Origin of the sequence: Pseudomonas sp. LAIL14HWK12:I7 (genome assembly GCF_000483465.1) — a bacterium.
In the GTDB taxonomy this organism is placed as follows: domain Bacteria; phylum Pseudomonadota; class Gammaproteobacteria; order Pseudomonadales; family Pseudomonadaceae; genus Aquipseudomonas; species Aquipseudomonas kermanshahensis.
On sequence record NZ_KI519607.1, the window covers coordinates 69,198 to 82,617 of the forward strand.

At 59.5% G+C, this 13,420-nt stretch carries 15 protein-coding genes; 10 read left to right on the forward strand and 5 right to left on the reverse strand.

Going from position 1 to position 13,420, the window contains the following annotated elements:
* Positions 1–184: 184 nt before the first annotated feature.
* The 7 genes from D886_RS27335 (at position 185) to D886_RS0125535 (ending at position 7,551) form a co-directional block, all read left to right on the forward strand.
* The gene (locus D886_RS27335) at positions 185–661 is read left to right on the forward strand and encodes an acetyltransferase (protein WP_050580806.1); all 477 of its coding nucleotides are present in this window, start codon (positions 185–187) and stop codon (positions 659–661) included.
* 523 nt (positions 662–1,184) lie between these two features.
* Positions 1,185–1,418, forward strand: coding sequence for a hypothetical protein (locus tag D886_RS28505; RefSeq protein ID WP_027596596.1), 234 nt, complete (start codon positions 1,185–1,187; stop codon positions 1,416–1,418).
* A gap of 313 nt (positions 1,419–1,731) precedes the next feature.
* Positions 1,732–2,247: a hypothetical protein gene (locus tag D886_RS0125515; protein WP_143491104.1), complete on the forward strand. Its 516-nt coding sequence runs from the start codon at positions 1,732–1,734 to the stop codon at positions 2,245–2,247.
* A gap of 807 nt (positions 2,248–3,054) precedes the next feature.
* Complete coding sequence (dusA, locus tag D886_RS0125520) at positions 3,055–4,065, forward strand: tRNA dihydrouridine(20/20a) synthase DusA (RefSeq protein ID WP_027596598.1); 1,011 nt, start codon at positions 3,055–3,057, stop codon at positions 4,063–4,065.
* Between the two features lie 25 nt (positions 4,066–4,090).
* The gene (locus tag D886_RS27340; protein WP_050580807.1) at positions 4,091–4,351 is read left to right on the forward strand and encodes a hypothetical protein; all 261 of its coding nucleotides are present in this window, start codon (positions 4,091–4,093) and stop codon (positions 4,349–4,351) included.
* A gap of 228 nt (positions 4,352–4,579) precedes the next feature.
* Complete coding sequence (gene tal / locus D886_RS0125530) at positions 4,580–5,506, forward strand: transaldolase (RefSeq protein ID WP_027596599.1); 927 nt, start codon at positions 4,580–4,582, stop codon at positions 5,504–5,506.
* Between the two features lie 179 nt (positions 5,507–5,685).
* Entirely contained in the window at positions 5,686–7,551 is a 1,866-nt protein-coding gene (locus D886_RS0125535; protein WP_027596600.1) for an alkaline phosphatase D family protein, read from the forward strand.
* 131 nt (positions 7,552–7,682) lie between these two features.
* On the opposite strand, the gene rssC is transcribed toward D886_RS0125535, so the two are convergent.
* Positions 7,683–8,165 (reverse strand): anti-sigma factor antagonist RssC, encoded by a 483-nt coding sequence (rssC, locus tag D886_RS0125540; protein WP_027596601.1) that lies wholly within the window; start codon positions 8,163–8,165, stop codon positions 7,683–7,685.
* A complete protein-coding gene (gene rssB, locus D886_RS0125545) occupies positions 8,162–9,346 on the reverse strand; it encodes a two-component system response regulator RssB (RefSeq protein WP_027596602.1) in 1,185 nt (394 codons plus the stop codon). Before rssB ends, rssC begins: the two co-directional genes overlap by 4 nt.
* Before the next feature lie 270 nt (positions 9,347–9,616).
* On the opposite strand from rssB, the gene D886_RS0125550 reads away from it, so the two are divergent.
* Positions 9,617–9,916: a PilZ domain-containing protein gene (locus tag D886_RS0125550; RefSeq protein ID WP_027596603.1), complete on the forward strand. Its 300-nt coding sequence runs from the start codon at positions 9,617–9,619 to the stop codon at positions 9,914–9,916.
* Between the two features lie 44 nt (positions 9,917–9,960).
* Here D886_RS0125550 and D886_RS0125555 read toward each other — a convergent pair whose 3' ends face one another.
* Complete coding sequence (locus tag D886_RS0125555; protein ID WP_027596604.1) at positions 9,961–10,668, reverse strand: VacJ family lipoprotein; 708 nt, start codon at positions 10,666–10,668, stop codon at positions 9,961–9,963.
* 191 nt (positions 10,669–10,859) lie between these two features.
* Here D886_RS0125555 and D886_RS0125560 point away from each other — a divergent pair, with 191 nt between their 5' ends.
* Both D886_RS0125560 and D886_RS0125565 read left to right on the forward strand, forming a co-directional pair.
* Entirely contained in the window at positions 10,860–11,423 is a 564-nt protein-coding gene (locus D886_RS0125560) for a hypothetical protein (protein ID WP_027596605.1), read from the forward strand.
* A gap of 122 nt (positions 11,424–11,545) precedes the next feature.
* The gene (locus D886_RS0125565; protein WP_003248815.1) at positions 11,546–11,809 is read left to right on the forward strand and encodes a DUF4404 family protein; all 264 of its coding nucleotides are present in this window, start codon (positions 11,546–11,548) and stop codon (positions 11,807–11,809) included.
* Between the two features lie 137 nt (positions 11,810–11,946).
* Here D886_RS0125565 and queF read toward each other — a convergent pair whose 3' ends face one another.
* Both queF and D886_RS0125575 read right to left on the reverse strand, forming a co-directional pair.
* On the reverse strand, positions 11,947–12,777 hold the full coding sequence (gene queF, locus D886_RS0125570) for an NADPH-dependent 7-cyano-7-deazaguanine reductase QueF (RefSeq protein WP_027596606.1): 831 nt from the start codon (positions 12,775–12,777) through the stop codon (positions 11,947–11,949).
* A gap of 67 nt (positions 12,778–12,844) precedes the next feature.
* A complete protein-coding gene (locus D886_RS0125575) occupies positions 12,845–13,351 on the reverse strand; it encodes a plastocyanin/azurin family copper-binding protein (protein WP_027596607.1) in 507 nt (168 codons plus the stop codon).
* Between the last annotated feature and the right edge of the window lie 69 nt (positions 13,352–13,420).

Genomic DNA, 13,420 nt, shown 5'->3' on the forward strand with positions numbered 1-13,420 from the left:
GCCGTCCCCGGCCCTTGACGCAACCTGCGGGTATCAGTACGTTTTCAGCCCCTTCCTTTTCGGCCCCCTCTGCAGTGCACCGCCCAGGCGTTAATTCGCGAAGCGGGCATTCAAGATGCCGACACTTATACGGTCGCCTAATGGCGTGCCGCTACTCCGTTATCAAGTGAACAAGGTTGATTACATGATCATTCGTCAGGCCAACGCCGCAGACCATCCACTGCTGCTCGACATCTGGCTGCGCGCCGTTCGCGCCACTCACCATTTTTTGCAGGCATCCGACATAGACGCGCTGCTGCCGCAGTTGCGCGATGTTTACCTTCCCGCTGTCGAGTTGTGGGTCGGGGTCGATGCTGAAGATTGCCCGTTAGGCTTCATCGGGCTGAATCAGGAGCATGTGGAAATGCTCTTCATCGACCCCGACCTGCGTGGGCGCGGCATTGGGCGTGCGCTGCTGGATTACGCACGCGGTTCGCGGCACACGCTGAGTGTGGATGTGAACGAGCAGAACCCTGAGGCTGTGGGGTTTTATCTGCATTATGGGTTTGTGCAGACGGGGCGCTCTGAGGTGGATGGTGAGGGGCGGCCGTTTCCGTTGTTGCATATGAGTTTGCCGAGTGGAAGGGCCGAGCTTGATGGGCAGTTGGGCTCGCGGAGCTAAGGCATCCGCCCCATGCCGTTTACTGGGCATCCCTAGCGCTCCAAACGTATGATAGCCGTACTCCTTGACAGGCCTTCACTGTATGGCTAGGCCTTTATGAGTAGGGCTATCATGCGTACTGCACAACATGACGGCCAGCCGAATCTACCTACTGACAAACACTTGAATTACCCTGCTGCAAATGTACATAGGCAACACCTATGAGAAACAGCATCATGCCTACAACCACTGAGACTTTATACGTTGCAAAACTGCAAAACCTGATCGTAAAACAACCAAGTCTGCAAAAGAACTCATTCGCAAGACACCAACCATTTCCGACCTTGATATGATCTCTTTCATTCTCGCCTCCACGTTCGCAAAAGTTGAAGTGAAGATGAATACTTACGATTGAGCTTTCCGAGACAGCCTTTGCGAGGGTTCACGCGCTGAGCGAGGAAAGCGAAGCATCTCCTACGACCCATGAAATCTAGACAAACTATTCAGAAGTAGAAATGACAATCCAAAACTCATCTACGCGCGAATGAACCTGAATGAAGCTTTGGAGGAGGTAAAGCTACATGCCACGGGCATTTTCGACGATACTGAAAATCTGGCTGCATTCATGACCATAGACTTTGCATCACTGAACAATGCGTGCCTGCAGTACTTATCGAAGAAGAACCAGCCCCCACATCTTGCGGGTGCCCAGGTGATCATGACCGCGGTGGGTGAGGCAAATCCAGGGACAGGGTTGGGCACTGACATTATGCTCTAATTGTTTGAAAAGGCTGTGACTGTGCCCGCATACACTCGGGTTAACCACGCTTGATGATGCGGGTGCAGATGGTTGCAAATCGATGTATATTTAGTTCATGGGCGTGATTGCTGCAAGTTTCAGTGACTGCTAACCCCGATTGAACGAAATTAGGCTAAGCTGAGCGATCTCCCAAAGGCTGGTAGCTGGTTGCTCAAACCCTACATAGTCGAACACAGCAACCCGCCAGAGCAGGTCCTTAAAAATGGTTAATTCGGTACAACTCGAGCTCATAGACGCGATAAATACTGCACGATCACCAATTGGAGCATTCATGCTTGGAATAGCAGGATATGCAGACCCTAACTCTCAACTAGCCAAACGAGCACACAACATAGTCATCCCTACTAAAGCCAGCCCATCACTACACACTGACAGCATCGGAAGAATCAATAGCCCCCTGGCTTATCATCTACCGCTAAAACCATCTATGGAGCACATAAAGAAAAACCCTAACAAAAATATTGAATTCTTGACCCTACCTATTAAGGCTGCAATCCTTCATGTAGGTGACGCCTTTTCTCGCTTTGGATATTTAAACAAAGCGCCTGAGCTTGAGTTCCTTAGGCACATTAGGAACGCCATCGCCCACGGGAACCGCTTCAATATAAAAACAGAACTAAAAAAAGCAGCTCAGTTCGACTCATATACGATTACTAAGTCCCTGAACGGCACAAAACTTTTGGCCGACGGAACTGAAGATGGTTTTTTGTACGCAGGGGATGCGTTAGCGCTCTTTGACTATCTGGAAGCTCGCCTTTCGGAAAATTACTATTTACTTCCAGACTAAAAACCGGAAATGAAATCAAGTAGATATGGTGTATTGGGGGCTCTACAGCCCATCGCAGGCATCAGCTACTAAGGGTCAGCGCAGGCCTTGAGATTTAAGTAGATCATCTGTTTGAGCAGATCCGAGGCATTACGTGAGGAGCCGTCAGATAACCGAAGCTTCCTGCATGGCTCGCGGCTGTCACATGACGTGATTTGAATGAGCGCTTATCGCTATATTCGACCAACGCCATCAGATCTATCAGAGCAAGATTGCTGCGATATGCGCGCCCAGGGTTGAGAGGAGTGTTGCCTGTATTGGGGCTGCTTCACAGCCCGTCGCAGGCAAGCCAGCTCCTACAGGTGCGGCGTAGGCTTTGAGATTTACGTTGCCGACGCTGGTGCTGGGTGCCAGCGATGGTCCTTAACGTCGAGAGGAATAGGGGCTTCGATGGCCGAACCTGGCTGGGAGGTAGCGCGATATCGAGTATCGCTATGATGCAGTGTGATCACGTCGGGCCAGTCTCGGTGAGGCGGTCTAAATGAGTGCCCATGGCTCACAGAGGTTGAGGTATGGAGGCCTCATGTCGCGCCAATAGCATCCGAAGAACCTGTTTCCGGACGAACCGCGATTTCTCTTGGTAAACTAGCTACCTTCCCTCCTCAAGCGAACATGGCCTGTGTAACAGGCTTAACAATCCGCCAGTGTGTGCACTGCTCGTTGCCACGGGAATTTGCTACACGTCGCCGCCCGGTTGCTAAATCGCAGCCACCGCTTGCTGAAATCGCCCTGAAAACCCCGAATCCGGTACGAAACACGTTGAACGAAATGACTGCAAAATCAGGCACTAACCCAGTTGCGACAAGGCCTGAGCCGTCGCGCCGGTTCTCCGTTGCACCGATGATGGACTGGACAGACCGCCACTGCCGCTTCTTCCTGCGCCTGCTCTCCACGCACACCCTGCTCTACACCGAAATGGTCACCACCGGCGCCCTACTCCACAACGACGCCCACCGTTTCCTGCGCCACGACGTGTCCGAGCATCCGCTGGCCCTGCAACTGGGCGGCAGCGTGCCGGCCGACCTGGCGGCCTGCGCGCGCCTGGCCGAGGAGGCGGGCTACGACGAGGTAAACCTTAACGTTGGCTGCCCGAGCGACCGGGTGCAGAACAACATGATCGGTGCGTGCCTGATGGCCCACCCGGCGTTGGTGGCTGATTGCGTCAAGGCAATGCGCGATGCGGTGTCGACGCCGGTGACGGTCAAGCACCGTATCGGCATCAATGGCCGTGACAGCTATGCCGAGCTGTGCGATTTCGTCGGCCAGGTGCGCGAGGCTGGGTGCCGGAGTTTTACCGTGCATGCGCGGATTGCGATTCTTGAAGGGCTGTCGCCCAAGGAGAACCGTGAGGTGCCGCCTCTGCGCTACGACGTGGCGGCGCAGCTGAAAGCGGACTTCCCGGACCTTGAGATCGTGCTTAACGGCGGGATCAAGACGCTGGCGGAATGCCAGGCGCACCTTGAAACGTTCGATGGGGTGATGCTGGGGCGTGAGGCGTATCACAACCCTTACCTGCTGGCCGAGGTGGACCAGCAGTTCTTTGGCAGCGAGGCGCCGGTGATCAGCCGCAGTGAGGCGCTGGCGTTGTTGCGGCCTTATATCGTGGCGCACATCGAGAGCGGTGGGGCCATGCATCACGTCACGCGGCATATTCTGGGGCTGGCCCAGGGCTTCAAGGGGGCGCGGCGGTTCCGGCAGTTGTTGTCGGCGGATATTCACAAGGCGCCAGAGCCGTTGGTGGTGTTTGATCAGGCAGCGGAGTTGATGCAGGGTCATTGATGAATGAACCAGGGATGGATAGGCAATGAAGAAAAGGCGCACGCGTTCGCAGGGCAGCTTGGGCGTGGCACTGGCGATCTTTGCCCCGGTGGGCATCATTCTGGCGGTCGCCTCGCAATACCCGACGATGATCGAGCGCAGGGGTGAGGCGAGAAAGGCGCAGGCGCGTGCGGCACAGCCGGCGCCTCGCCCTGCGGGGACCACGTTGGAAATCATCATGCCCGACGGCAAACGGCTCCAGGAAGGGCAATCGGGCACGTTGGGCGAAGCCCTGAAAAGCAGGTAGTCGGCACCCTTGGGAACCTCGGGGCTGTGGGTGAATCGAATCATCACCTTGCGTAGAACTTCAGGGGCTTGCCTGCCGTTTTGGGCTGAGACCTTGGGGCTGTTGCGCAACCCCATTCGCGACGCAACGCCGCGCCCACACGCGGTTTGCCCGAGCGGCTTCGACGGGCCTTGAGCGGCCGCCGGGGCTCGGGTAATGTCGAGTCATTGCACAGGACAGAGCACGCCCATGACCTCCAAGCTGGAACAACTCAAGCAGTTCACCACCGTGGTCGCCGACACCGGGGACCTGGACGCCATCACCCGCCTGAAACCGGTCGATGCCACCACCAACCCGTCGCTGCTGCTCAAAGCCGCCGCCATCCCCGGCTATGCCGACCTGCTCAAGCAGGTAAAAGGTGATGCCAAGGGCGATGTGGACCTGGCCTGCGACAAGTTCGCGGTCGCGGTCGGTTCTGGGATCCTCAAAGTCATCCCTGGCCGTATTTCCACCGAAGTGGATGCGCGCTTGTCGTTCGATGAGCCGGCCCTGCTGGCCAAGGCCCGCCAGTTGATCGCGCTGTACGACGCCGCCGGGGTCAGTAAAGACCGCGTGCTGATCAAGCTGGCCTCGACGTGGGAAGGCATCCGCGCCGCCGAGAAGCTGGAGAAGGAAGGCATCCAGACCAACCTGACCCTGCTGTTCTCCTTCGCCCAGGCCCAAGCCTGCGCCGATGCCGGGGTGTTTCTGATCTCGCCGTTCGTGGGCCGTATCTACGACTGGTACAAGAAGAGCACCGGCAAGGAATACGTCGGCGCCGAGGACCCGGGCGTGCAGTCGGTCACGCGCATCTACGACTACTACAAGACCAATGGCTACAACACGGTGGTCATGGGCGCCAGCTTCCGCAACATCGGTCAAATCGAGCAACTGGCAGGCTGCGACCGCCTGACCATCAGCCCCGAACTGCTGCAGCAGTTGAGCGATGACCAGGGCGAACTGCCGCGCGTGCTCAAGCCGGGCAACACGGGCGAGGCCAAGCAGGTATTGAGCGAGAGCCAGTTCCGCTGGGCGATGAACGAAGATGCCATGGGCACCGAGAAGCTGGCCGAGGGTATTCGCCAGTTCGCGCGGGATCAGGAGAAGCTGGAGAAGTTGATGGCTGAAAAGGCCTGATACATTTTGGGTTTGCCTGACGGGCGGGAAATGTTCAGCATTTTCCGCCCGTTTTTGGTTTGGCGCTAAGCTGCGCCAGGCTTCCGAGGTATTTTGAATTCGATGGCCTATTCGCGGGCAAGCCCGCTCCCACCGGTACCGTGCTGCGTGAATGGGCTGTCTAGCCACCAGAGCTGTTGATGACCTCTTCCCTACCCCTCGTTCTCGCCGGCCCGGTACTGCGCCGCCTGGAGCCACAGCGCCTGGCCATTTGGCTGGTCGCAACGCAACCCTTGCAACCTGAATTTGCCCTTGATGGCGTAGAGCACTCGGCCAAGGTCACTTGCCAGGTGATCCCGATAGGCCAGCACGCGTTCATTCATTTGCTGGATATCCACGTTGCCCAGCCGCTCCCCTGCAACCAGACGCTGGGCTACGACCTGCGCATCAATGGCCAGGGCATCGCAGACTGGGCACCCCACATGCTCTACCCCGGCGAAACGCGCCCACACTTCGTGTTGCGTGATCGCCTGGACCATTTGCTGCACGGTTCTTGCCGCAAGCCGCACCACCCCGCCGCCGACGGCCTGCTCTGCGCCGACCGTTTGCTGCAACAGTGCCAACACCCCGAACAACGCCCCGCGGTGCTGCTGATGACCGGCGACCAGGTGTATGCCGATGATGTCGCCGGGCCCATGCTGCGCGCGATCCACGTGCTGATCGAACGCCTGGGGCTGTTCGACGAACAGCTGGACGGTGCAGTCGTCGCCGACAGCGCGGCGCTCTATCGCCACCCGGCCAGTTACTATCACCGCGCCGACCTGCTGCCCGCGCAGGAACGTAACGACAGCCTGCGCGAGCGCTTTTTCGGGGGTAAACGCAAGCCGATCTTCTCGTCCAGCAACGCCGACAACCACTTGGTAACCTTCGCCGAGGTCATGGCCATGTACCTGCTGGCGTGGTCACCTGAACCCTGGCGGCTGGTCAACCTGGACATGCCCGCAGGCCTCACCGATGAACGCCAGGCGCGTTATCGGCAGGAGGTGCCACTGATCGAGGCCTTCGCCGACAACCTCGGCCAGGTGGCGCGGGTGATGGCACACCTGCCGTGCCTGATGATCTTCGACGACCACGACATCACCGACGACTGGAACCTCTCGGCGCAGTGGGAAGAAACCGCCTATGGCCACCCGTTCTCGCGGCGGATCATCGGCAATACGCTGCTGGGCTACCTGCTGTGCCAGGCCTGGGGCAACGACCCGGATGGCTGCGGGCCATTGGTCGAACGCTGCCAGGCGCTGACGGGTGCGCCACTGGCCAGCCAGGCACAGGATGAACTGATCGGCGAGCTGTTGCGCTTCCAAGGCTGGCAGTTCAGCCTGCCCAGCAACCCACCCTTGCTGGTACTCGACACCCGCACCCGGCGTTGGCGCAGCGAAACCAGCCTGGCAAAGCCTTCGGGCCTGCTCGACTGGGAGGCGCTGAGCGAGCTGCAGCAGGCGCTGCTCGATCATCCTTCGGCGATTATCGTGTCACCGGCACCGATCTTCGGGGTAAAGCTGATAGAAACCGTGCAAAAGGTATTCAGCTGGATGGGCTACCCGTTGCTGGTGGATGCCGAGAACTGGATGGCCCATCGGGGCGCGGCCCAGGTGATTCTGAATATCTTCCGCCACTCGCGCACGCCCGGGCATTACGTGGTGCTCTCAGGGGATGTGCACTATTCGTTCGTCTATGAAGTGCTGATTCGTCACCGCCAGCGCAGCCCGCACTTGTGGCAGATCACCAGCAGCGGGATCAAGAACGAATTCCCCAGGCGTTTGCTGGATGTGCTCGACCGGCTTAACCGCTGGCTGTATTCACCGCGCTCGCCGCTGAACTGGTTTACCAAGCGGCGGGAGATGGAAGTGGTGCCGCGTACGCCCAGCGGTAGCAAGGCGGGTGAGCGGTTGTGGAATGGTGCGGGGTTGGGGCAGGTGTTTTTTGATGAGCAGGGGCGGCCGGCACGGGTGTTTCAGTTGGATGCCGGTGGGCGGGATGTGACGGAGTTTGTTGGGCCGGAATGAATGAAGGTTGCCTGTGCCGGCCTCTTCGCGGGTAAACCCGCTCCCACAGGGTTACCGAAGTTCCTGATGCAACGCTAACCCTGTGGGAGCGGGTTTACCCGCGAAGAGGCCGGTACAGGTTTAAAGCGTACTCAAGACCGCTCCAGCGCATTCACCAGGTCATGAAACGCTTCGCGGTTGGAGTCATTGAGCCCCATGAGGATCTTGTGGGCCTCCAGCACCTTGGAGCGCACCACTTCTTCGTTCTGGTCCTGCGACGGCAAGTCGGTCAGGCACTCTGGGCACGGTATTGGGCGATCGACGATGTTGAACACCTGATCGAAGCCCATGGACTGCAACAACCGGGAAATGTCCGGGTTGGTGGTGACCACAGTCGGCAGCAGCCCCACTTTCTGGCGCGACAGGATCGACAACTTGGCCAGCAGGCCCAAGGTGGTGCTGTCGATGCTCTCGGTTTCAGTCAAATCGATGACGATGGCCGAGAAGTTCAGCGCGGTGAAAATCTTCTCGATCGTCGCATCCAGCGCCGAACACAGGGTCAGGCGCACTTCACCGACGAACTTCAGTACAAAGGTACCGCTTTGCTCGGCGAACTGAATTCTACCGGTACTCATTGAAGGTTCCTGCTCAACACCAATAGGGCGATATCATCCGGCATCTCCCCAAGCGTAGCCAATCCAAATCGTTGCCGCAGCCCATCCAGGCTGCCACCCGCTGCCTTGACGATTTCTGGCAAGGCGGCTTCTTTATCTTTGAGCGTGTCACCTGGCAAAAGGTCCAGAATGCCATCGGACATCAAGCTGAGGCTGAACACTGGCGGCAGCTCCACCACCAGGTCCTGGTAACTGGCCTCGTCGAACAACCCCACCGGCAGGCCGCGGCCTTCCAGGTAGCGGGTATTGCCCGGGGTGTACAGCACCGGCAGTGGCAGGTGGCCGCCAACGGCATAGGTCAACAGCCCGGTGTCTTCATCGATCACGCCGCCCACCATGGTCACATGCTTGCCCAACTTGCAGTTGATCAGCCCGCGGTTGATGTGGCTGAGCACTTGCGAGGGCTTGAATTCACGCATCTTGCTCCCGCGCTTGAATTCGAACAACAGGCGCGTGGTCATGAACTTCAGCAACACCGTGACGAACGCCGACGAGGCGCCGTGCCCCGAGACATCGGCGAGGTAGAAGGCAATGCGCCGATCATCCACGCGGAAGTAGTCGGCAAAATCACCCGACAGGTACAGCGACGGGATGATCTGGTGCTCGAAGGCAAACTCGCCGGCCACCCAGGGGCTTTCCGGGAGCATGTTCATCTGCACCTGCCGGCCGGCGGTCTGGTCTTCCTGCAACAGGTGCAGGCTGGCCTCCAGCTCGCGGTTGGCGGCTTCGAGCTTGTCGCGGTAGCGCTGGTTTTCCAGCACCAGTCGCGAACGGTCGAGGGCCCGGCGCACCGAGTGCTCGAGCACGGCAAGGTCTTCCAGCGGCTTGATCAGGTAGTCGGCGGCGCCCAGGCGCAAGGCCTCGACCGCATCGCTCATCACGCCGGCACCCGACACCACGATCACCGGCAGCTGCGGCGCGCGCTCGCTGATCTGGCGGATCAGTTCGAGCCCGCCCATCTGCGGCATGCGCAGATCGCAGATCACAAGGTCGGGCTGGTGTTCTTCGAAGACCTGAAGCCCCTGCTGGCCATTACCGGCCTGGAGGACGCTGAAACCACTGTCTTCAAGATAGGCGGCGAGGCTCGCACGGACCACGTCGTCGTCATCGATGATCAGCAGCGTTGCACTGGTTTTCTGCATGTGGGCGAACGGCGCCGATTTAGGTTGGTGCAGCGGTGTCGGCAAGGCTGACGGCCAGCTACGGGAATACTCTGTGGTAACACTCTACTTGAGTTGTAGGACAAGAAGACCCGCCCGGCAACTGTCAGAGGTACCCTGTAAGGCGCAGACGGTACTCCCATCCGCCAGGCGTTTCAAGCGTGCAAGGGTCGACCTCGCTGCTCTTTACAGGGCAAATCACCGAGAGTTATAAGAAAGCCGACCCGCGCAACCTAAAGGGAAGGATGCAGCATGCCCCAGACACCCTCTAACCACAGCGAAAAACGCGATTTCATCCGCATGCGCATCGACACCGACATCAGCCTGTTGCACCAAGGCCAGGTGATTGCAGCCGTGTGCCTGGACCTGTCCAGCGGGGGCATGCAAGTGCAGGCGCCGCAGCGGTTTCAGGTAGGGGATACGCTTGAGGTGAGGATCGATTCCGATCACAAGGCGCTGAAAGGCCTGCATGCCAGCACCGAGGTGGTGTGGATCGCCGACCAGCCCGACGGGCAGCAGAAATTCGGCCTGCGCATCCTGGCGATGCATTAACGCTGGGGCTGCTTGGCAGCCCCGATGGCTTAAATCAGAAACAATCAGAAATCATCTTCGACTTCGCCGTCCTTTACCTTGAACTCGCGGTTCTGCAGGTAGGCGTTGCGAATGAAGATGTACTTGTCGCCCTGCATCAGCTTCTCAGCCGACAACAGGCTGGCACGGGTATCGACGACATCAACCGCGAGGCTCGTGTTACGCGTCGGTACGTGGTTGATGTAGCGGTAGGGTTCGGTGTAGCTGTCCGGGTACTTGGCCAGGCCGTCACGCACGGTGCTTGGGCCCAGCAACGGGATAACCACGTAAGGGCCACTGCCCACGCCCCAGTAACCCAAGGTCTGGCCGAAATCTTCGTCGTTGCGCTGCAGGCCCATCTTGGTGCCGACGTCGAAGAAGCCACCAAGCCCGAAGGTGGTGTTGACGATCAGCCGCGCCGTGTCCACACCCGCCGCATGCGGTTTGAGCTGCAGAATGTCATTGGCCAGGTTGGTGACATCGCCCAAGTTGCGGAAGATGTTATGGATGCCATCTTCGAGGAACTGCGGCGTCACTGCCTGGTAGCCCTTGGCCAATGGCTTGAGGGCATAGGTGTCGACCGTATCGTTGAACCTGAAGATCGGCCGGTTGACCGCCTCCCAAGGGTCTTCCTCGGTGGCCGCTTGGGTGGCCGCCACGGGCGCCAGCAACAAGCTGGCGCAGACACAGGCCTGGGTGACTCGTTCGATCACACCGGCACCGATCCTACGCATAGATGTCTCTCCATCGAATTTCTTGGCCGCAGCCGCACCGGGCGTGCTGCTGATAAGGCGCAAGTATAAGGGCTTGCGGGCTGATCACCAGCATTACACATTTTTGCTCAAGATTTTGTGAACGTATGTTGCCTCGTCATCGGCTGGTAACAATAGCGGCCTAGCCTGCGGACTATTTCAGGGAAGTTGCCATGCACGATGCGTCCGCCTTCACTGCTGTGCTGTTTGGCCTGCGTGGCTGCCTGGTCCAGGGTGCTAACGGCAACCCCCTGCCCGCGCCCGGCGCCTTGGCAACGCTCACCAGCCTGCGACAGCGCCAGGTGCCCTGCATCTGGCTGGACGACCTGAGTGCCACACAGGGCAAACGCCTGGCCACTGTGCTGCCCGACTGGCTGCCGGGGCACGCGGTCAACGGCGTGCGCTGGCCCGCGCCAAATGCCTGCTGGCAGGCGCTGATGGCACTGGACAGCGCGCGCCTGGATGGCTGCGTACTGGTCAGCGGTGACCCTGCGCTGCTGCAATCGGGCCTGAACGCCGGCTTGTGGACCGTGGGCCTGGCGGCCTGCAGCCCGTACTGCGACCTCAGCTCCCGGCATTGGCAAGCCATGAGCCAACAGGAACAAGACCTGGCCCGTGGCAAGGCCACCCTCGCGCTGTTCAGCCTTGGCGTGCACTCGGTGATCGATCACCTCGAGGCCCTGGACACCTGCCTGCAGGACATCGCCCAGCGTCGGCGCAAAGGCGAAAAACCCTGATACAGCACCTTTGACGCGGATCATGCAAAGCGGCTGCGAGTGGATTACATTGAAAGCAGGCCAGAACCTTTGCCGCTTCGCTGAGGTCCATGGCTTGCCAAGCCATTGATGGAGAAAAGCCAATGCCTGCCCGCGAATTGCAAGAGCGACTGAACAGCTTGCGCGAGCAACTGGACCGTAACGTGCCGCTTTCGGAAGAGGAGCTGGCCGCGCTGCATGAGGAAGCCAGACAAATTGAAGCGCAGCTGAAGCTTGAGGAAGCCACACCGGACAACAACCTGGTGGATGGCGTGAACCTGGCGATCGAGCGCTTCGAAGCCGATCACCCGGACCTGACCGCTACCCTGCGCAGCATTGCCAACTCGCTGCACAGTATGGGTATCTAAATAGCTGGGGGCGCTTCGCACCCCTTTCGCGGGCAAGCCCGCTCCTACAGGACAGCGCGGTCTAAGGGCTGCGCTAAAACCTGTGGGAGCGGGCTTGCCCGCGAATGGGGCGCGAAGCGCCCCCAACGGCCGTGATTTTACTGCCGAACCAGCCGCCCATTCACCGGGCTGATCGCCCCCATGCTGCGGTACGGGTTGATATCCAGCCCACCCCGGCGCACATACCGTGCATACACCGTCAAATGCTCCGGCTGCAGCAGGTTCTTCAAGTCCAGGTAAATCCGCTCCACGCACTGCTCATGGAAGTCGGCATGCTGCCGGAAGCTGATCAGGTAAGTCAGCAGGCTGGCAGGGTCCAGTGCCCTGCCCTTGTACTCGACCACCACACTGCCCCAATCCGGCTGGCCGGTGACGGGGCAGTTGGACTTGAGCAAATGGCTGTGCAGGGTCTCTTCAACCACACGCTGCACATCGCAACGCAGCAACTCCGGCTGCGGCTGCTCATAGTTGCTGATGGCCACATCCAGCGCATCGATGCACTGCCCCGGCAATGCCACAACGCCCTGAGCCTCCACCTCGGCCAACGTGCGAACCTTGACGCCGACCGGCTTGCCAGCCGCCGCAGACAAGTCCTTCTCCAGGCAGGCCTGCAGCTCGCCAATCGAGGCAAAAACCGTTTGGTTCAGCGAGTTCAGGTACAACTTGAACGACTTGGACTCGATGATATTCGGCGAGTCTGCAGGAATGGCGAACTCGCCGATCGCCACCACCGGCTTGCCCGACGGCAGCAGCCACGACAGCTCGAAGCAGTTCCAATAATCCACGCCCTGCCACGGCAGGGTCTGGGCAGTAACGCCCAGCTCGGCCCACTTGGCGGTACGCGGGATCGGGAACAGCAGCTCAGGGGAGTAGGTAGCGATGTATTCGCTGGACTTGCCCAGCGGGGAGTGTTCGGCGGCGGGATGCATGGAAACTGACCTGAAGGTTCGAAATGCCCCTAGTCTACCGTTTTTGCGCCCCGCCTTGGGCCTGATGTCACTCGATGGTCAATGGCCCGACCATCCCTGCCTGGTAATGCCCAGGTACGTTGCAGGCAAACTCGATGGGTGCCGACTTGCGGAACGTCCAAGTCAGTTCGGCACGCTGGCCAGGCGGTACCAGCACGGTGTTGCCCCCGCCGTGGCCGTGGCCTTCACCGTGGTTCATCTGGCCGTGGTCCATGCCTTCATGGTTCATGCCTGCGGTGAACAGCTTACCTTGCATCGCAATCATTTCTTTCTGGTGCTCGGCATGCATGGCCTTGTCGCCCAGGTTGAATTCGTGGGGCAACTTGCCCTCATTGATCAGCACGAAGCGCACCGTCTCGCCCGCCTTGACCTCCAGGCTTTTTGGTTCGAAGGCAATGTCCTTGAGCACCACCTCGACCGTACGGGTGGCCTTGCCAGCCGGGGCAGGCTCGCCAAAGGCGAAACTGTCGGCACTGCCCGCAAACGTGGGCAGGCTTGCCACGGCAAGGGCGGCGGCGATGAATAGGCGTTTCATGATGACTCCAAAATACACAACGTGATGAGAGCACCTTAATCAGGTGGGGCTGGCGGCTACCTGACGGGA

Coding starts and splice junctions, on each gene's coding strand:
- D886_RS0125575 (WP_027596607.1), bottom strand. CDS start 13,351: ATGAAACGCCTATTCATCGCCGCCGCCCTTGCCGTGGCAAGCCTGCCC.
- D886_RS0125550 (WP_027596603.1), top strand. CDS start 9,617: ATGCCCCAGACACCCTCTAACCACAGCGAAAAACGCGATTTCATCCGC.
- D886_RS28505 (WP_027596596.1), top strand. CDS start 1,185: ATGAACCTGAATGAAGCTTTGGAGGAGGTAAAGCTACATGCCACGGGC.
- D886_RS0125535 (WP_027596600.1), top strand. CDS start 5,686: ATGACCTCTTCCCTACCCCTCGTTCTCGCCGGCCCGGTACTGCGCCGC.
- tal (WP_027596599.1), top strand. CDS start 4,580: ATGACCTCCAAGCTGGAACAACTCAAGCAGTTCACCACCGTGGTCGCC.
- dusA (WP_027596598.1), top strand. CDS start 3,055: ATGACTGCAAAATCAGGCACTAACCCAGTTGCGACAAGGCCTGAGCCG.
- rssC (WP_027596601.1), bottom strand. CDS start 8,165: ATGAGTACCGGTAGAATTCAGTTCGCCGAGCAAAGCGGTACCTTTGTA.
- D886_RS0125515 (WP_143491104.1), top strand. CDS start 1,732: ATGCTTGGAATAGCAGGATATGCAGACCCTAACTCTCAACTAGCCAAA.
- queF (WP_027596606.1), bottom strand. CDS start 12,777: ATGCATCCCGCCGCCGAACACTCCCCGCTGGGCAAGTCCAGCGAATAC.
- D886_RS27340 (WP_050580807.1), top strand. CDS start 4,091: ATGAAGAAAAGGCGCACGCGTTCGCAGGGCAGCTTGGGCGTGGCACTG.
- rssB (WP_027596602.1), bottom strand. CDS start 9,346: ATGCAGAAAACCAGTGCAACGCTGCTGATCATCGATGACGACGACGTG.
- D886_RS0125560 (WP_027596605.1), top strand. CDS start 10,860: ATGCACGATGCGTCCGCCTTCACTGCTGTGCTGTTTGGCCTGCGTGGC.
- D886_RS0125555 (WP_027596604.1), bottom strand. CDS start 10,668: ATGCGTAGGATCGGTGCCGGTGTGATCGAACGAGTCACCCAGGCCTGT.
- D886_RS0125565 (WP_003248815.1), top strand. CDS start 11,546: ATGCCTGCCCGCGAATTGCAAGAGCGACTGAACAGCTTGCGCGAGCAA.
- D886_RS27335 (WP_050580806.1), top strand. CDS start 185: ATGATCATTCGTCAGGCCAACGCCGCAGACCATCCACTGCTGCTCGAC.